This is a genomic window from Winogradskyella pacifica (assembly GCF_013403915.1).
Taxonomy (GTDB): Bacteria; Bacteroidota; Bacteroidia; order Flavobacteriales; family Flavobacteriaceae; genus Winogradskyella; species Winogradskyella pacifica.
Genome location: NZ_JABFDI010000003.1, coordinates 258,125 through 277,651 on the forward strand (window position 1 = coordinate 258,125; position 19,527 = coordinate 277,651).

14 protein-coding genes are annotated in these 19,527 nt (G+C 34.5%); 2 read left to right on the forward strand and 12 right to left on the reverse strand.

What is annotated here, in order from left to right:
• Positions 1–186 precede the first annotated feature (186 nt).
• The 8 genes from HM984_RS04530 to HM984_RS04565 all read right to left on the reverse strand — a co-directional run bounded on the left by HM984_RS04530 (position 187) and on the right by HM984_RS04565 (position 9,026).
• The gene (locus tag HM984_RS04530; RefSeq protein ID WP_115809094.1) at positions 187–1,467 is read right to left on the reverse strand and encodes an adenylosuccinate synthase; all 1,281 of its coding nucleotides are present in this window, start codon (positions 1,465–1,467) and stop codon (positions 187–189) included.
• A gap of 12 nt (positions 1,468–1,479) precedes the next feature.
• Positions 1,480–1,932 (reverse strand): Fur family transcriptional regulator, encoded by a 453-nt coding sequence (locus HM984_RS04535; RefSeq protein WP_020894917.1) that lies wholly within the window; start codon positions 1,930–1,932, stop codon positions 1,480–1,482.
• 102 nt (positions 1,933–2,034) lie between these two features.
• Positions 2,035–4,242, reverse strand: a complete 2,208-nt coding sequence (locus tag HM984_RS04540) for a RelA/SpoT family protein (RefSeq protein WP_115809095.1) — start codon at positions 4,240–4,242, stop codon at positions 2,035–2,037.
• A gap of 158 nt (positions 4,243–4,400) precedes the next feature.
• The gene (locus HM984_RS04545) at positions 4,401–5,342 is read right to left on the reverse strand and encodes an FAD-dependent oxidoreductase (protein WP_179348278.1); all 942 of its coding nucleotides are present in this window, start codon (positions 5,340–5,342) and stop codon (positions 4,401–4,403) included.
• A 195-nt stretch (positions 5,343–5,537) separates the two neighbouring features.
• On the reverse strand, positions 5,538–6,257 hold the full coding sequence (locus tag HM984_RS04550) for a 3-ketoacyl-ACP reductase (protein WP_179348279.1): 720 nt from the start codon (positions 6,255–6,257) through the stop codon (positions 5,538–5,540).
• A 143-nt stretch (positions 6,258–6,400) separates the two neighbouring features.
• Entirely contained in the window at positions 6,401–6,850 is a 450-nt protein-coding gene (locus tag HM984_RS04555; protein WP_218845013.1) for an SET domain-containing protein, read from the reverse strand.
• A 49-nt stretch (positions 6,851–6,899) separates the two neighbouring features.
• Positions 6,900–8,132 (reverse strand): M48 family metallopeptidase, encoded by a 1,233-nt coding sequence (locus tag HM984_RS04560; RefSeq protein ID WP_179348280.1) that lies wholly within the window; start codon positions 8,130–8,132, stop codon positions 6,900–6,902.
• A 96-nt stretch (positions 8,133–8,228) separates the two neighbouring features.
• On the reverse strand, positions 8,229–9,026 hold the full coding sequence (locus HM984_RS04565) for a TrmH family RNA methyltransferase (RefSeq protein WP_179348281.1): 798 nt from the start codon (positions 9,024–9,026) through the stop codon (positions 8,229–8,231).
• A gap of 47 nt (positions 9,027–9,073) precedes the next feature.
• Here HM984_RS04565 and HM984_RS04570 point away from each other — a divergent pair, with 47 nt between their 5' ends.
• Positions 9,074–10,840 carry a T9SS type A sorting domain-containing protein gene (locus HM984_RS04570; protein ID WP_179348282.1) on the forward strand — a complete coding sequence of 589 codons (1,767 nt, stop codon included), beginning with the start codon at positions 9,074–9,076 and terminating at the stop codon, positions 10,838–10,840.
• A 104-nt stretch (positions 10,841–10,944) separates the two neighbouring features.
• Positions 10,945–11,745: a DUF6503 family protein gene (locus HM984_RS04575; protein ID WP_179348283.1), complete on the forward strand. Its 801-nt coding sequence runs from the start codon at positions 10,945–10,947 to the stop codon at positions 11,743–11,745.
• Between the two features lie 211 nt (positions 11,746–11,956).
• On the opposite strand, the gene HM984_RS04580 is transcribed toward HM984_RS04575, so the two are convergent.
• The 4 genes from HM984_RS04580 to HM984_RS04595 all read right to left on the reverse strand — a co-directional run bounded on the left by HM984_RS04580 (position 11,957) and on the right by HM984_RS04595 (position 19,320).
• Positions 11,957–13,267 (reverse strand): amidohydrolase family protein, encoded by a 1,311-nt coding sequence (locus tag HM984_RS04580; protein ID WP_179348284.1) that lies wholly within the window; start codon positions 13,265–13,267, stop codon positions 11,957–11,959.
• 13 nt (positions 13,268–13,280) lie between these two features.
• Entirely contained in the window at positions 13,281–16,253 is a 2,973-nt protein-coding gene (locus HM984_RS04585; RefSeq protein ID WP_257018448.1) for an amidohydrolase family protein, read from the reverse strand.
• Positions 16,254–16,365: 112 nt separating this feature from the next.
• Positions 16,366–17,433: a DUF3810 domain-containing protein gene (locus HM984_RS04590; protein WP_179348285.1), complete on the reverse strand. Its 1,068-nt coding sequence runs from the start codon at positions 17,431–17,433 to the stop codon at positions 16,366–16,368.
• A 261-nt stretch (positions 17,434–17,694) separates the two neighbouring features.
• Entirely contained in the window at positions 17,695–19,320 is a 1,626-nt protein-coding gene (locus HM984_RS04595; protein ID WP_179348286.1) for a glycoside hydrolase family 30 protein, read from the reverse strand.
• Positions 19,321–19,527: the final 207 nt, after the last annotated feature.

The window sequence follows — 19,527 nt, forward strand, 5'->3', positions numbered from 1 at the left end:
TTTTACAAAATAACACTTATTAGATTTGCTTTAGTGTGTGTTAACGTTTTTTTTAACAGAACTGTGTAGCTTACCAAGTATTGTTGTAGATAAAAATATTGGTTTTTTTGAGAAACAGTTTAAAGCTTAGACGCTATGTCTTTACAGTAAATTTCACAAAAAAACCAATACTTTATTTAACGCTAATTATACCGTCTTACGAATAATCGTTTGTTTACGATCTGGTCCTACAGATACAATTGTAATAGGAATATTTAATTCTTTCTCTAAGAATTCAACATAACCATTTAAATTTTCTGGAAGTTGTGATGCTTCAGTCATTCCTGTTAAATCCGCAGCCCAACCTTTTAATTCAGTGTAAATAGGAGTGATGTTTTCCGCTTCAATATTATATGGTAAATGCGTAATAGTTTCACCTTTATATTTATAAGCGGTACAAACTTTCAAGGTTTTAAATCCAGAAAGTACATCACCTTTCATCATAATTAATTGGGTAACACCATTAACCTGACAAGCATAACGTAAAGCCACTAAGTCTAACCAACCACAACGTCTAGATCTTCCGGTTGTTGCTCCAAATTCGTTACCAACGCGGCCCATAGTTTCACCATCTTCATCAAATAATTCCGTTGGGAATGGTCCTGAACCAACACGTGTAGTATAAGCTTTAAAAATTCCGAATACTTCTCCAATTTGGTTTGGAGCAACTCCTAAACCTGTACATGCACCAGCTGCTGTAGTATTAGAAGATGTTACGAAAGGATAGGTTCCGAAATCAATATCTAATAAAGAGCCTTGCGCACCTTCTGCTAATATAGATTTACCAGATTGTTGTGCTTGATAAATATATTCTTCCGAGTCAATAAATTTTAATGATTTTAAAGTATCGATAGCTTCGAAAAAATCAGCTTCTAATTCTTTTAAATCATATTGAATATCTACGTTGTAAAATTCAATCATTGCTTCATGCTTATCAGCTAAAGCTCTGTATTTGTCTTTCCAATCGGCTAATTCAATATCACCAACTCTAATACCGTTTCTACCGGTTTTGTCCATATATGTTGGACCAATTCCTTTTAATGTAGAACCGATTTTTGCTTTTCCTTTTGACGCTTCACTTGCAGCATCTAATAAACGATGCGTAGGTAAAATAATATGTGCCTTACGTGAAATGCAAAGGGATTTTTTATAATCAACATTTTGCTCTTCTAACTTATCGAGCTCTTTCTTGAAAATAACAGGATCGATAACAACACCATTACCAACAAGATTCACTTTATTCTCGTGAAAAATACCTGATGGAATTGTATGTAATACATGTTTCTTGCCATTAAACACTAAAGTATGACCTGCATTTGGTCCTCCTTGAAAGCGTGCAATAATATCGTAGTTAGAGGTAAATACATCGACAATTTTTCCTTTGCCTTCATCTCCCCATTGTAATCCAAGTAGTAAATCTACTGCCATTTTAAAATTGAGTTAGTCGTCTTTTTTACGATTACCGTAAAAATATAATGAATGATTAGTTATCTGAATATCAAAAACCTCTTCTATGGTTTTTTTTATGGATTGAATGCGAGGGTCACAAAATTCTATGACTTCACCTGTATCTGTGAGAATCACATGATCGTGGTTTTTATCAAAATACGATTTTTCGTAATGTGCCTGACTTTGCCCAAATTGATGCTTGCGGACCAAAGCACACTCCAGAAGTAATTCAATAGTGTTATATAGCGTCGCCCTACTTACACGATAGTTTTTGTTTTTCATTTTGATATATAAAGACTCAATATCAAAATGTTCTTTGCTGTCGTAAATTTCTTGAAGTATAGCGTAACGCTCAGGTGTTTTTCTATGACCTTTATCTTCAAGGAATTGTGTAAATACACGTTTTACAATTTCCTGATTACTTTCTTCTGTGGTTGCATTCATAATTAAGAAGCAAATTTAAGGAAATTTTATAGGATATGAATTATAAATTTAGGTATTAAAACTGAAAGAAATGAACAAGTTTAAAATAATAGTTAATAACATTTATACGCGCGTCACTTTGTCAATTCCATTAATTTTTTTAAGCTTATCAATTAGCTTTTTAAGCATGGCCTGATTCTTAACCTGAACCGTTATTTTACCCGTAAATACACCATCATCACTAGAAAAGCTAATACTCTTCATGTTAACATGCATATTTTCTGAAATGAGCCTTGTGATATCGTTTACAAGGCCTAAGTTATCTATACCAGACAAAATAATCTGTGAAGTATATACTTGTTGAGAGGAATCTATCCATTTGGCCTGCATAATTCTGTAGGCATAATTAGATTGTAAACTTACAGCATTAGGACAGTTTGTTTTATGAACTTTTAAGCCATCGTTAATTGTTAAGAAACCGAAAACTTTATCTCCAGGAATCGGATTGCAGCAATTAGCTAAGGTATAATTAAGTTTTTCTTCTTCTTTACCAAAAACCAACATATCATATTTAGAAGTGATTTCTTCCTTATGAATATCTTTTGGAACGGATGGTTTGTAAATCTTATTTTTAAAATAACTTACAAAGGCATTGCTGCGCGATGAAGCAAAGGCTTTTAACTTAGTGTTATCGATACTACCAATACCAACACGATAGAATAAATCTAAAGAGGTGTTTAGTTTAAAATAACTCACCAATTCATTAATAGAATTTTCATTCAGATTGATTTTAAGTTGCTTTAATTTCCGTCTTAAAATCTCTTTGCCTTCTTCTGCTATTAGCTTAGTATCTTCGTTTAATGCCGATTTTATTTTACTGCGCGCTCTTGCTGTTGTAGCATAATCTAACCAGTTCGCATTAGGTTTAGCATTCTCAGACGTCATGATTTCTACACGATCACCACTTTGTAGCACATGACTCAAAGGCATTAATTTACCATTGACTTTAGCACCACGTGTTTTCATGCCAACTTCGGTATGGATACTAAAAGCGAAGTCGAGAGGAGTAGCTCCTTTAGGAAGCGATTTTAAATCGCCTTTAGGTGAAAAGACAAAAATTTCTTTAGAATATAAATTGAGCTTAAACTGTTCTACAAAATCTACAGCATCTGCTTCATGATTTTCTAAGGCTTCTTGTAAACGGTTAATCCATAAATCGAGATTATCTTCTTTAGCATCTGCATTTTTGTATTTGTAATGCGCCGCATAGCCTTTCTCTGCAATCTCATTCATGCGGGCACTTCTAATCTGAACTTCTACCCAGCGGCTTTTTGGACCCACAACTGTAATGTGAAGGGCTTCATATCCTGTGGATTTAGGAGACGAAATCCAATCTCGAAGTCGAATAGGATTAGGTGTGAAATGATCCGTTACGATAGAATATATTTTCCAAGCTAAGAATTTCTCGTTAGCCAAATCAGAGTTGTATACAATACGAACCGCAAACTTATCATAGACTTCATCAAAAGAAACCCCTTGTTTTACCATTTTTCTACGAATACTAAAAATCGATTTTGGACGACCTTTAATTTCGTAGTTTAAACCTTCGGTATTTAATGAGTCTTCAATGACTTTAGAAAACGCCTTAATATAAGCATCTTGATCTTCTTTACTATCTTGTATTTTGGCCAGAATATCGTTATAAACTTCTGGTTCGGTATATTTTAATCCTAAATCTTCAAGCTCTGTTTTTATGTTATAGAGACCAATTCTATGCGCTAACGGAGCGTAGATGTACAAGGTTTCAGAGGCAATTTTAACTTGCTTGTCTGCACGCATGGAGTCCATGGTCTGCATATTGTGCAAACGGTCTGCTATTTTTATAATGATAACTCTAACATCATCATTTAAGGTAAGTAGCATTTTTCTAAAGTTCTCAGCTTGTAAAGACACATCCATGTCCTTTTTTAGCGAAGAGATTTTGGTGAGCCCATCTACAATTCTAGCGACTGTCTCGCCAAATAACTGTTCTATATCATCTATAGTGTAATCAGGATTGTCTTCAACAACATCATGAAGTAAAGCAGCAGCGATAGATGTGGCATCCATACCTATTTCTTGCGCCACAATTCTAGCTACTGCAATCGGATGAAAAATATAGGCTTCACCAGATTTGCGTCGTTGATCTTTGTGTGCATCCACAGCAACCTCAAAAGCATGACGAATTAATTTTTTATCATCATCAGTTAAAGTTTGGTAGCTTACTTTTAATAATTCTTTGTAAGCTTTGGCGATTGCCTTATTCTCTTTTTCTATCGCTTCCTCAGTCATAGAACTAATGTAATAAAACCATTGGTAATGAGCACTATTTTTTTTGTGGGAATTTTATTTTTTTTTGATCTAATTTAGTATTTGGAAACGTTTTTAGATGATATGAATCATTTTAAGATATTAAAGATTCTTCATTTTTCTAAAAGTTAATAATGCGATTAATTCTTTTTAGTTAGCAGTTCTCCAAGTTCAATGCCGCAACCCCAAGCTACCGTAAATCCGGCACCGCCATGACCATAATTGTGGAAAATATTGCGGAAAGTATCATCAAATTCAAATCGAACACAACGTCGTTTTGGTCGTAAGCCTACAATCTCTTCTAGTATTTCTGGAGGATTCTCATTATAACCAATGGTGTTAAGTCGATTTAAAATTAAAGTAGTGTCAGAGGCCTCTACATTTCTATTCCAATCGTTTTCATAATCTGTTCCGCCAATTACACAGTCGTTACTTCTATTAATAATATAGCTAAGAGCTCCTTTTTTGGTGGAATCGGCAAAAGAAGGAGTATTCATTTTTTTACAACGTAAAATTTGCCCACGCATCGGTTGTAATTCCCTATCGTTGCATAGTTTTTTTGCGCCTAGTCCGGTACAATTAATAACTAAAGTATTTAGTGCTGCTAGTTCTTTAAGGTCTTTAATTTCACGTTCCTCAAAGTGACCTCCGTTTTTAATGAATTTTTCAAATAAATAAGGTAAATATAATCGGGGTTCTGCTAACGGAACTATGGATATGAATGCCGTTTTTATACCTTTAGGAAGCTCTGAAGGTTTCGCTTTTCTAACAGTTTCTTTAGGTAATGTTTGAGTCCAATCATTATTACTGTAGTTGTTATAAGCTGTTAAAAAAGGAATGAAAGCAACTCCGTTTTTAGGTTCTAGGTCATTTTGATAACGCTCATATGCAAGTGATGCCCATGTATTGGTTTTTTCTTTAGGTTCAATTTCAAATGGAAACCAAATGGCTCCAACTTTACTCGATAATGTGTCGTCAAAGCGCTCCTTTGCAACTATAGTGACTTCAAGTCCTTTTTCTTGAAGTATAATTGCGGACGTTAACCCCACAATCCCTGATCCTACAACAGTAACTGATGGCATGCTGATTTTTGTTCTTTGTGCTGGAATTCCTAAAAAATGAAAACCCAATAGCGTTATAATGCAATGAAGTTCGTCTTTTTATTTTAAATAATCAAACGTCTCATATTTGTGTGTATTACTAAAATTTCGAATAGTTTAGAAATAACAAAACCCACAATTAATGTAGGTTTTGTTATTTTGATGTTTGAAACTGAATTACGGATTAGTAGACCATAACGATGCATTTGCCATCATAGCGCGTCGTGGTAATTTTAAACCAGATACAATTAATTCTGCAAAATCTTCGGGTTGTAAAACGCTGTCTTCAGAATCTTTGCTAGCAATACCTAATTCTATAGACATATCTGAAGCAATCGTACTTGGTGTTAAAGTACACACTCTAATATTGTTTTTACGGACTTCTTTCATTAAAGATTGCGACATGCCGATAACTGCAAATTTTGAAGCTGAATATGCTGATGTTGTCGCATTACCGCTTAATCCAGCAGTAGACGATACGTTAATAATATCACCTTCATTTTGAGCTATTAAATGTGGTAAAACTTCTTTGGTGACATGATACATTCCCATCACATTGGTTTGTATAATTTGACTCCATTGGCTCACGTCCATATCATTTAATGATCCAAAAGCAGCAATACCAGCATTGTTTACCAAAATATCAATAGATCCTAAGGTTTCAATTAAGGTTTTAATGCTTGCTTGTACTTCCTCGTAGTTGCTAACATCAAATGCAGCGTAAGTAGCGTTTACACCAAATGCCTTTAATTCTGAAACGGTTTCTTTTAAAACGGCTTCATTTCTACCCGTAATAGCGACATCAATGCCTTCTTTAGCAAAAGCTATAGCCGTTGCTTTTCCTAAACCTCTTCCGCCTCCTGTAATTATTGCTTTTCTATTTTTTAGATCTGTCATTATATTATGTTTCTTTTTATTCAAAGTTATAAAAATTGGGTGTCTTTACTGTTATAATAATGTGAAGTTACTGCCTTAAATATTTAATACGTTCTAAAAGTGTGAGATGTCTATTTTTGATCAGTATTGGATATCAGTAAATGTTATTCACCATGTTTTTTCCAATAGGATTTGCCGTAGCTACAAAATACTTCTTCGCCGTAGTCTATATTTTTTGTGGCTTTTATGCAGACATTATTATCATCGTCTAAAGTAATTGCAGCATTGTTCTTAAAATTACTTTGCGATAAGCCTTCTGCATCATTAGCATACTTGGCGAAGCAATCGGTATGCATACTATCCATAATAGTACCATCTAGCAAATTAATAAAGTACCTGTCTTGGTGTTGTTCTGCTCTTAGTGCCGCTTCGTTGTTATCGATAATTTCGCCTTTAAACAACGAGATAATTTCATCTTCATAAATGTCAACTGCCGTAAATAAACCTTGTCCTGCCTGTTTAATTTGTGAAGGCTGAATAAACAAGTAATCTGATTCTGGAGCTTCAATGGTATTTGTGCTTATATAATGGTCTTCTGTATTGGAGTCGCTCAAGGTTTATGAGATTTATTAACGATGTTAGTTAGTAAAATTTAAAGCGCTTTTATTTTTTCAAATTCTTAACGCGTTCCAAAAGCGTAGGATGCGAATAATGCATAAATACATAGGCTTTATGAGGTGTTAAATTGCTCAAGCTGTTTTTAGATAATTTCTTTAAAGACGTAATTAATGGTTCAGCTTTATAAGTGTTTTTGGCATAATCATCGGCTTGGTATTCAAAAACGCGTGAAACGTAATTCATTATTAAACCTGTAATTTCTGAAATAGGAGAGTAGAGTAATCCAAAAGCAATCAGACCAACATGAAAACTCGGAATTTCAACACCAATGGCATTCGATAATAACGGATTTGAAATAAAGATGGATAAAATAAAAAGTGTTAATCCCGTAAGTAGAATAGAGGTCACTAAATTAAAAATGATGTGCTTCTTTTTATAATGCCCTACTTCGTGTGCTAAAACAGCAACAATTTCTTCATCGTCTAAATCGTTGACTAAAGTATCATAAAGTGTAACCCGTTTTTCACTTCCAAAGCCCGAAAAATAGGCATTGGCTTTAGTACTTCGTTTTGAACCATCGATGATAAATATCTTTTCGAGATTAAAACCAACGGATTCCGCATACGTTGAAATTTTAGTTCTCAATTCTCCATCTTCTAATGGGGTTTGTTTGTTGAATAATGGCACAATAAGTTTAGAATAAAACATATTCATAAACACGGTGAATACAGTTACAATTCCCCAAGCATATAACCAAAATTGATTTCCTGTTACCTGATAAAACCAAACAATAAGAGCAATGAGACCACCGCCTAAAAGTGCCATCATAACTAAACCTTTCAATTTGTCTAAGATGAATAGTTTCTTGGTGGTTTTGTTAAATCCGAATTTCTCTTCAATCACAAAGGTTTTATAGTAGCCAAAGGGTGTCGTAATAATATCGCTCGCTATCATGATGATACCGAAGAAAATTAAAGCGATGATTATTGGATTGTCTGAATAACTTCGTGCCATGTTATCGACGTATTCAAAACCATCTAAAAGTAAGAAGCCAAGAGTTAAAGCCAATGAAAACACGGACGTTACAAGTCCAAATTTATAATTCACAGTTTTGTAAGCTTGTGATTTTTTATATTCCTCAGCATCATACACATCGTTTAATACTTCTGGAATTGGATCATTATAATGTTTTGCATTTATAGCATCTAGCACTTTATCAATTATAAAGTTGATGACGATAATAGCTATGATAATATAGAATAGGATTTGTGCTGTCATAAAGAATAAAATTCCAATTTTGATAATTTCAAATTCCAAGTTCTAATCAGTAACGTTTTGGAATTTGCGTTTTAGTATTGAGATTCGCGAATTTTCTCAAAGAAAATTCCGCTGTCGTTTCGCTTCAAAAATAAGGATTCCTGCAGCGACAGAAACATTCATCGAGTCAATTTCACCTTGCATTGGGATGCTTATGTTTTTTGTCGCAGCTTCTCTCCATTCTTCTGATAAACCTGTGGCTTCTGTTCCAACCACAATGGCTGTTGGCAGGGTGTAATCTTGTGAATGATACGGTTCTGATTCCTGTAAAATAGCAGAAAATATATTGAAATTATATTTTTTTAGAAACGCAATAGCTTCATCAGAACTCGCCGTAGCAATTTCCGTTGTAAATACGCAACCAACACTAGAGCGAATAATATTAGGATTGTATAAATCTGATTTTGGATTCGCAATAATCACCGCATCTACATTTGCCGCGTCTGCCGTGCGTAAAATAGCTCCAATATTGCCAGGTTTCTCCGGTGCTTCGGCGACTAAAATCAGTGGATTTTTAGATTCAAATTTTAAATCTTCTAGCGTATGCTTTTTTGAATTCACAACAGCAATCACACCTTCAGTAGTATCGCGATGTGCTAATTTTTGAAAGACGTCTTTTGATATTTCAATAATCTCAATATTGTATTGTGACATCGCTTGAGCTTCGCTTTCAGAAAATAATTCAGGATAAAATAGTAAGGTGTCAATATTATAGCCACCCTTTATAGCTAATGATAATTCCCGCTTCCCTTCAATTAAAAATTGTCTTGTTTTTTTACGTTGTCTCGATTTTTCTTTAAGAAGCGCAAGTTGTTTTATGAATGGATTTTGAACGCTAGAGATGGATTTACTCATTACTATATTATTTAATCTATATTTGAGAGATACAAATTTAACCTATTATGAAACAAAAACTACTTAACCTATTTCTATTCTTAACAATCAGTACGATTTCATTTGCTCAGGTGGCTAATCAACCAAATGATTACGTGGTTTGCGATGATGACAATGATGGTTTTGCTTTATTCGATTTAACTTATGTAGATGCACAAGTTTTAGGAAGTCAGAGTGCCGTAGATTATACGGTAACGTATCACGAAACAATGAGTGATGCTATCAATGGAATTTATGCGATTAATTATTCTTATATTAATATTACCAGTTGGTTACAAATCATATATGTGCGATTAGAAGCTAATGCTATTGGGAATTATGCGCTTACTGAATTAGCCTTAGTTGTAAATCCAACACCTATTGTAACTGTAGCAACATCTATGATGTTATGTGATGATGATGCCGATGAGACCGCTGTATTTGATTTAACAGTAAACAATTTAGAAATCACACAAGGTAATACTGATTGGACAGTAGCGTATTATGAAACGCAATCGGATGCTCAGGCTCAGATGAATATGATATCTAATTCAATAGCTTATACAAATACCTCAAATCCGCAGACATTATTTGCAGCAGTTACGGATACCAATACGGGGTGTGTAGGTATAACTCCATTAACTATACGTGTATTACCAAATCCTTCTGGTGTTATGGGCACTCCAAGTGATATTATGTTATGTGATGATAATAATGATGGCATAGCAACGTTTGACTTAACTGTAAATGAAAGTGTTATTAATCCGTCAGGTGAGCCTTTTACACTATCTTATTTTATAAATGAAGCTGATGCCTTAGGTAATTTTGCTCCAATTTTAGATCCAACTAATTTTACAAACGTAAGTAATCCACAAACTATTTATGTTAGAGTTGAAACTCTAGACGGCTGCTATGCACTTACTAATTTTGATATTTCTGTTAATCCTTTTCCTGAAATATATTTGGAAAGTAATTATAGCTTTTGCACAGGCAGCACTTTGGTATTGGAAACAGGATTATCTGTTCTTGATTATTATTTTGAATGGGATCTTAATGGAAATACGATACAAGGCGCAAACCAATCATCACTCACCGTAACAGAACCTGGTGGATATGACGTTGTATTGTATTCTTTAGATTTTGGGTGTTCTAGCAGTACCTATATAATTGTAGAAGAAGTTAGTTGTACAGATACTGATGACGATGGAGTCATTGATAGTGATGAGGATATAAATGGCAATGGTAATTTAGAAGATGATGATACCGATGGTGATGACATTCCAAATTATTTAGACGATGACGACGATGGAGATGGTGTTGCTACTAATGTTGAAATTAATATTGTTTTAGGAAGAAATGTTTCTCATGTCTTTGTAGATACAGACAATGACCTAGTTGAAAACTATTTAGATGACGACGATGATGGCGATGGTGTTCTTACTATTGATGAAGATTATAATAATAACGGAGATCCGACGGATGATGATACCAATTTTAATGGTATCCCAGATTATTTAGAGAATTCAGTAGCGTTGAGCGTTAAGACATTTAATACGGTTGAATTTAGTATGTATCCTAACCCAACAATAAACGTGGTAACTATTAATTTAAAAACGTCTGAGATCGAAAATCTAAAAATTACCATTTATGACGTTCAAGGTAAACGTGTTGCTATTTCTAAACATCAAAATTTAAGTATTATTAATTTAAATACATCTCATCTTAGTTCAGGTTTATATTTTGTAGAACTTGAAAGTAATTCGAATAGAAGTATTCAAAAACTGATTAAAGAGTAACAATTTAAGCTTTATATCCTTAAAAAAGCTTCAGCTAATTCTTGAAGCTTTTTTGTAATGCTTCAAATTTAATTTCGTCAAAGACTTCAACTTAAAACTATATTATGAAAAAAACAATTTACGTATTACTATTAGCTATTTCAATAACTGCTTGTAAAAACGAATCAAAGCAAGAGCCTTCTAAAGCTGCAGAAGCTGTAGAGGCAGAAACTATGACAACTAGCATTTATCCAGAATCTATAACTAAAGTTTTCAATGCACATGGTGGTATTGATACTTGGAATAAAATGCAAACACTTTCTTTTTCTATTGAAAAACCAACAGGAATCGAAAAGACCGTTAAAAATTTAATGACTAGAGCAGAATTAATTGATACACCAACGTATACGCAAGGATTTGATGGTAAAACGCTTTGGATTAATGAAAAAGATGGTAATGCATATAGAGGAAAGCCTAAATTTTATAAAGGTTTAATGTTTTACTTCTATGGAATGCCTTTTGTTTTTGGTGATGACGGTGTGGATTATAAAGAAACAGAACCTTTAGTTTTTGAAGGAAAAACATACCCTGGAATTCTAATTTCTTACGAAGCTGGTGTTGGTGAATCTTCAGATGATCAGTATAAGATTTTTTATGATGCCGAAACCGGACAAATGGAATGGTTAGCTTACACCGTAACTTTTGGGAAACCTGAGGGAAGTCCAGATTTTCATTTCATAAGATATAATAATTGGCAAACTGTTAATGGTTTGGTATTACCGAAAAGTGTAGATTGGTATAACTATGAAAATAATTTACCAACAGAAAAGCGAAACACAGTTGAGTTTACAGATGTTATGCTTTCTGAAAAAGCTCCTGATCAGGCAATGTTTACAATGCCAGAAAGCGCGAAAGTGATTGATTAATTAGGAATTAAATTAGAGTAAAAAAAAGCGAGCCATTTGGCTCGCTTTTTTTTTGTATTAAGACGTTACGTAAACGTGCTGATGTAATTTAATAGTAACTTAACTTTGAAAGTAAAAACACCCGATAAGTCTCCTCAAGGGGATATTCCGCCCAAGTTTATTTTTTGGATTGTCCCCTTGAGGGGACTTGAGGGGTGTAAATTAATAATTATTAATCTTCTTGACTAGGTTTCTCAGAAAACCGTTTCCAAAGTTCCGTTTGGTGCGTTTCTAAGCTTAGTAGTCTACCATCAATAAAAGCATGCGTCAATTGGTTAGTTCGCATATCTAAAGCATCACCTTCACTAATAAACAGAGTCGCGCTTTTGCCAACTTCAAGCGAACCGTACATATTGTCTATACCCATAATTTTCGCAGGATTCTGCGTAATTAACTGTAAAGCTTGTGATTTTGTTAAGCCATGAGCAACCGTGGTACCAGCATAAAACGGAAGGTTACGAGAATTCATACGCTCCATTTGTCCACTAGGTTCTAAAGCAACTAAAACACCAGCATCAACTAATATTTTGGCTTGCTTAAAAGTGTAGTCGTAATCGTCATCTTCTAATTCTGGTCTAGAATGCACACGTCTTAAGAATACAGATATATCATTTTGCTTTAAGAAGCTTGCGATATTTCCGGCTTGATAAGCACCAACAATAGTGATTTTAGAAACCCCTTGTGATTTTGCAAAATTTACAGCATCGGTAATTCCTTTTTCATCATCAACAGTAACATATAAACGCTTCGAGCCATCAAATACGCCAGCTAAAGCTTCATACGGTAAGTGACGTTCAGTAGAACTTCCCATACTATAACTTTTAGATTCATTAAAATAATCGCCTAATTCCTTAACTTGAGTGGCATAGTTTTTATTCGGTTTCAATCCCGGATCTTCACCTAACCACCAACGTCCACGGCTAAAACTACTTGGCCAATTCACGTGAATTCCATTATCCATTTTTATAGCGGCATCCTCCCAGTTCCATGCGTCATATTGCACCACAGATGAGGTTCCAGAGATACGTCCACCTCTTGGTACCACTTGGCCTAGTAATACACCGTTAGGTCGCATCGATTCTGTGATTTTAGATTCTGTGTTATAGGCTATAATACTTCTAATATGTGGATTAAAAGTTCCTAATTCTTCAAGATCATCAGAGGCTTTTACAGCGTCTACTTCAACCAATCCTAAAGTCCCATTAGCCACAATAAATCCTGGATAGACATCTTTGCCTTTTCCATCAATGATATCCATAGCTTGTCTGGTCAGTGGAGTAGAAGCTTCTGGTCCAATAGTTGTGATTTTTCCATTACTGACTACAATAACACTGTTTTCAATTACGGTGCCATCTCCAATATGTGCGGTTGCACCAACAATAGCAAAATCTTTAGTTTGCTTTGGTGCAGGTGTTTGTTGTGCGAATCCAATAGTGATACACAACATCAATAACACACTATTTATTTTATATAAATTTTTCATTTGTAACTATTTTTTAGTTGTGTAAATCCATTGAATCACAATGCATTAATTTTTCCTCTTTCTTCTTAACAGGTTGTGTTTTTAATCCCTTGTTTTTATCTTGAAGCATTAAGTTAATGAGTTCGCTTTTCTCTTTTTTGATCGCTTCTCTCATTTCTTTGTCACGCGCTAAATCGAAATAAGTCACTCCTTCTATAATGGTTTTTTCAGCTTTAGCATAAATGGATAACGGATGATCTGTCCATAATACAACATCAGCATCTTTACCTACTTTTAGACTTCCAACACGTTTGTCTAGATGTAAAAGTTTTGCAGGATTTAAGGTGACAAATTTCCAAGCTTCTTCTTCGCTAACTCCACCATATTTTACGGATTTTGCAGCTTCTTGGTTGAGACGACGCGACATTTCTGCATCATCACTATTAATAGCTACTGTAACACCAGCGTTGTGCATAATAGCAGCGTTATACGGAATAGCATCATTGACTTCGTATTTATAACCCCACCAATCGCTAAAGGTCGAGCCACCAACTCCGTGAGCTTTCATTTTATCAGCAACTTTATAGCCTTCAAGGATATGTGTGAAGGTGTTGATTGTAAAGTCGAATTGATCAGCAACCTTCATTAACATATTAATTTCACTTTGCACATAAGAATGACAGGAAATAAAACGCTCTCCGTTCAAAATTTCAGCAAGAGTTTCCATTTCGGCATCATGTCTAAATGGTTTACCGCTTTTCTTTGCTTCATCATAAGCTTTTGCTCTGGTAAAATAATCGACAAACACTTGTTCCACTCCCATACGCGATTGTGGGAAACGTGAATTGCTTCTACTTCGCGATTGTTTAACATTTTCACCTAAAGCGAATTTGATAAACTTTGGAGAATTTTCATAGATTAAATTATCTGCCGCTTCTCCCCATTTTAATTTAATGATGGCCGAACGACCACCAATAGGATTTGCAGAACCGTGTAATATTTGAATCGACGTCACTCCACCAGCTAAATTGCGGTAGATGTCAATAGCTTCATCATTTAATACATCTTCAATAGTAACTTCTGCTGAAGAGTTTTGACCTCCTTCATTTATAGAAGAGGCAGCGATATGTGAATGCTCGTCAATAATACCAGCGGTAATATGTTTCCCTGTGGCATCTATTACTTTCGCGTTTTTACTAGAAAGGTCTTTTCCTATTTTTGAGATTTTACCGTCCTTAATTAGAACGTCTGTTTCCTCTAAAACACCTTCGCTTTCATTGGTCCAAACCGTTGCGTTTTTAAATAATAGCGTTTCTGATTTTGGCTTTTCGGTGAAACCGTATGCTAAGTTGGGGTAGGTAATAGGACTCATAAATGGAGTACCAGCATCGTCCTTATCTTTCTTTTTGTCACCCTTCTTTTCGGAATCTTCTTTTTCGATTTTATTAGCAAAAAAGGATAGCTCATTACCATTTGGTAAAATAGCTTTTCCATTAAGACTAGTGTTGCTTGTTGCATTGGCTACAATCCTAATGTATTCTTTTTTAGTACTGTCTGCCGTTTTAATTGTAAGGTTTAACCAGTCATCTGTATAACTCGCTTTAGTCCCTAAATTTTTAGCGTTACTCTCAATTTTAGCATCAGTTTTACTCGTGCTGTTTGAGATGGTTAATTTATAGTCGTCACCCGCAAGTTTAAAATCGTAATCGCCATCAATATCTTTAGTAGTCATGTTTTCGATAACATGCGCTGAACCTTGAACCCAATTTTCGTAGAGTTTTGTTTTCTTTTCAAAAATGTCTCCATCGGTAATTAAAAAATTAGCATAGCTTCCTGTTTTTAAAGTTCCTAAAACATTTGATTTTCCTAATAAAGAAGCAGGAACTGTAGTTAAAGCTTCTAATGCTCTTTGCTTAGACAATCCATTTTCAATAGCCTTCATTAAATTAGAAGAAAACGTTTTGTTCGATTTTAAACCATGTGTTGTTAAGGCGAATTTAATGCCGTTTTCTGCTAGTAATCTTGGGTTGTGTGGTTGTTGATTCCATGATCGCATATCACTTAAAGACAATGTGCTTGCCAAGAATGGATCATCAACATCATACGCCAATTGAAAATCTATAGGCAAAATTAGAGTAGCGTTTGTTCCTTTTATTTCATCAATACGTTCGTATTCATCGCCACCTCCAACTATAGTATATTGAATATTAAACGCATCACCAACTTTATCGGCACGCATTACATTAGCTCTACTTCCAGCTTCAAAAATTTGAAGTAAGTTTTTGTTTTTATTTAAGGCTTCTAAAGATAAATCTTTAGTGTCAATGTTTCCGGCTTGGTACCATTTTGCATCATCATACATTTGACGTAATAGTGCCATGCTTCCCATAATAGAAGATGGATACGATTGGCGAGACGTCACACTTTTACTAAATGATAAATGTTGTGTGGTTTCTCCATCCATAACACGCATAGAATTGTCAGCGTTATTGTTTAGTGCAATTAAAGCACCTGTACCACGAACAACACCATCTGGCATATGTGTATTAACAACACCAAAACCTAATTTATGAAGATCAGAAGCCGATTTAGCGTCGTATTTAAAACTTGCCATAACATCTTGCTCTGGCATAATATGGTCGTTCCAATAATAGCCACTTCGACTCGCACCATATTGTGGACCATTGCCACCGCGCTTTGGTTTTTCTACTCCAAAAGTGGTGTACATGTCAATAAAAGACGGGTAAATGGTTTTTCCGGTAAGATCAATTTTTGTGGTGTTCTTCGGAATGTTTACAGATTCACCAACACTAACAACTTTACCATCCTTTATTAAGAGTGTAGCATTGTTTATGGTTTCTGTTGGAGATACATGGATCGTAGCATTTGTAAATGCGATGTAGTTAGAGTTGTTTGCGATGACTCCAGAATTGCTAGGGAAGTAATCTTGTGCAAATACTGAAAAACTGCACATAAAAATGAGCAGTCGTAAATGGACTTTAATCATATGTTTTGGTTAGTTAGATTGAATTCTAAAGATAGGAATTATAGCTAAATGGCTGTGTTTAATGTTAATATTTTAACATTTTCTAAGCAGGAAAAAGGGAGTCTAACTAACCTTATAAAGGTTGATTTTCATAATAATTAACTAAGAGCGCAACGACATAGCTGTAGCTTTTCATGCCAGCGGACTGATTATTTGCTTTTAGAAAATTATCAAAAGTTTTTTCGAAAATAGGTTCTATTGGGTTTTCGTAGGCATCCCAAAATTCTCGAACGTCTTGGTAGTTTTTTAGTATGCCTGTATTCACAGTTAGAATTGCAACATCATAAAGTTCTGGGTCGCGCTTAAAGAGTTCACCTAAACAATACCGAAGAGCAAATGTATAGCCAGAATATTTAAAATAAACATCATCATTGTGGATAGCAGCTAAACTTCCAATGAAATTAGCTTCGTTTTCTGCGGCATAGCCCAGTTGGTGAGCTGCTTCGTGACACGCTGTTGTTGGAAATTTATAGGTCGAAATCAAGCCGTTGACTTGAGCTTCATTGGTGAAGGGATTTAAATAACCCGAAAAGCCCATATAAGTTAAAGGTAAACTGTATATAGATTTTTTGATGCTCTTTGGATGATATTCAAGGTGCGGATATACTTCTGAGAGTGTTTGGTATCCATCTGTTACCTTGGTTAAAATTTCAGACTTGGTATAAGGCATTTCAACTTTTAAAGTATCGTTGTTCGCGAGTTGAAGCTGTAATGTATTTGATTTTTGAATCAGTTGTTCCGTAAATGAAACTAGTTGTTCTATGGTGTAATCGGCTTCAAGGTTTAACGATTTGTAAAGCGGTTGTCTGTAATAATTAAAAGCCCAAAGGATATGAAATGCAAAATAGGCAATCGATAAGGTGGCTCCAATATCTACTAACCAATTCACAGTATCTTTAATAATACGTGTTCTGTTTACAATAAGCCATCTGATGAGATAGATTCCTGCTAAAGTGTAAAATATATCTCCAGCTGAAAAGGATATCCAGCCAAACGTATAGCGCATTAATTTTGAAATAAAAACGTAAAGTCCATTGCTGTAAAATTGCTCAACAAATTCAGGATAGTATTTTAATTGAGATAATAGTAGCAATTGAATTCCGAAGAACACAACAAGAATTAGTTTTTTGTTTTTGCGCATGATTCAAAAATAGGGAAAAGTTTGGATTGCGTTTTTTATTTTTTAATCAAGAGAACAGTGGTTTACTAGAAAGCTTTAGGTTCTAACGAATCCGAAACTATGCAATCACTTTCTTCTTTGCGGTAAGTATTGTGCGAATGTGAAATTTAGATTCTTATTTGTTTCTTATTAATTGTTCATTTTCGTGTTAATAACGAAAATGAACAATTAAATATTAGGGTTGATTTTATACTTAGTTAAGTACCAAATTACAACGTTTCCCTATTTACTTTTTAAATGAATCGTTTGAACAGCTTTAGGTGCAATTTGAGCTGTATAAGTTTTCGTTTCTAATTTGATTGATAGCTCATGTGCTTCTTCATTATTGTTATAAACAACAACTGCGATTGAGCCATCAGGATTTTTAGCCGCTGTATAAATTAGTCCGTTTACATTATCACCTTTTAAAGCAATTCGACGTGCGTCTGGGCGGATAAACTTGCTGAAATGGCTTAGTAAATAATAAAGTGGTGTGTAAATCACTTCGTCAGTGGTTGGATTGATAAGTACTGGAGCACTATTAAAATTATTATAAGGATTTGGTTGTCCTTTGTGGCTCAAAATACTGCACCATTCAATGTAGCCTTGAGTGCCGTGGTTTAAATCTGTAATGATGTCGTTAACGTACGTTTCAAAAGGTACAAACGTACCTGCGTAATCCGTACTTGCTCTCCAATATTGACCAATAGGATCCTTAGCATCAATATCTATGCTCGATTCCGTATGAATCATCCCTTTGTTTGGCCAGTTTTTTTGTAATTCGGCTAATTCTTTAGCATACCAGTTGTTATCTTTTAACTCAGAATTTGTGTACCAATGAAAAGCAGTTCCCCAAGCATACTTAGAAGCTTCAGGATCTTCATACGTTTTTTGAACATAGTCGTTCATCGTAGATTTGTTATGGTCATAAATCAAGACACGTAATCCAGATTCTAAATCATCAAGATTTAAATGACTATCTTTAACAAGTTGCGGACCAAGGTGATCTCTTAAAAAGTCACGACCTTGTTCTGGAGTAAATCCGTTACTATCCCAATGTGCATCATGGGCATGTAATGGTTCGTTTTGTGGTGTAATACCCCAAAGGTTAATGCCCTGTTCTTTGTATGCCGTCACATATTTTGACATGTATTTTGCCCAAAGGCCATAATATTCAGGACGTAAACTACCATTAGTCATTTCAGACGTTTCACCGGTTTTCATCCAAGATGGTGGACTCCATGGAGAAGCGATAATTTTAAAGTCTGCACCAGGAATTTTAGAAGCTTCTAAAATCATAGGAATAATATCATAGCTAGGTTCTACGAGTTCAATGCCACGAACTTGGTCGTTTTCATCACCACTGAATCCTTTCATGTCTTCATGAATACTAAAAGTTGAAAGATTTTCGTCACCTTCTTCAATATAGGTATAATGATTGTTTGAATAATCGCTACTGTTAATATGTGTTCGAGTAAGCGTGAAACCAGCTCCTTCGGTTGGACTAAAAAGTTTAGTTAAGACTTGTTTACGAGATTCCACAGGGATTGTAGCCAAATTCCATGCTGAGGACTCGGTAAATGAAGCACCGAAACCATAATATTTTTGAAACTCTTCATTAGGAAGTATTTCTAAAGTTACTTTCTTAATATCAGTGGAAGTTGTTTTAGTATCAGCACTAGACAATAATTTGAGGTTGTCCCCCGCTTGAGATGTTTGGTAAACATCCGAAACATAATCGTCGTAAGCGCTTTTTTTTGTTTTGTTAGATGTACAACCAACAAACACAAAAGCTATAACTAAGGCGTATAACCCTGTGGCTTTTGAAATGTGAATTTTGCGGTTTTTTTTAGTCATTATTACTTTCATTCTTTTAGAGATTTTACTATTAGTTTAGACTGATAAAGATACATAATGAATTTGTAAATTTCCTACAAGATTACAGAAAAGTAGAGCTAAAGATGAGTAACGTATGCGTAACAAATTGAATTCAGTATGACCTGATTTTTGATTCTGAAACAAGTTAAGAATGTCAATAAAGTGATAATCGTATTTTGTACCTTTGCAAATCTAAAA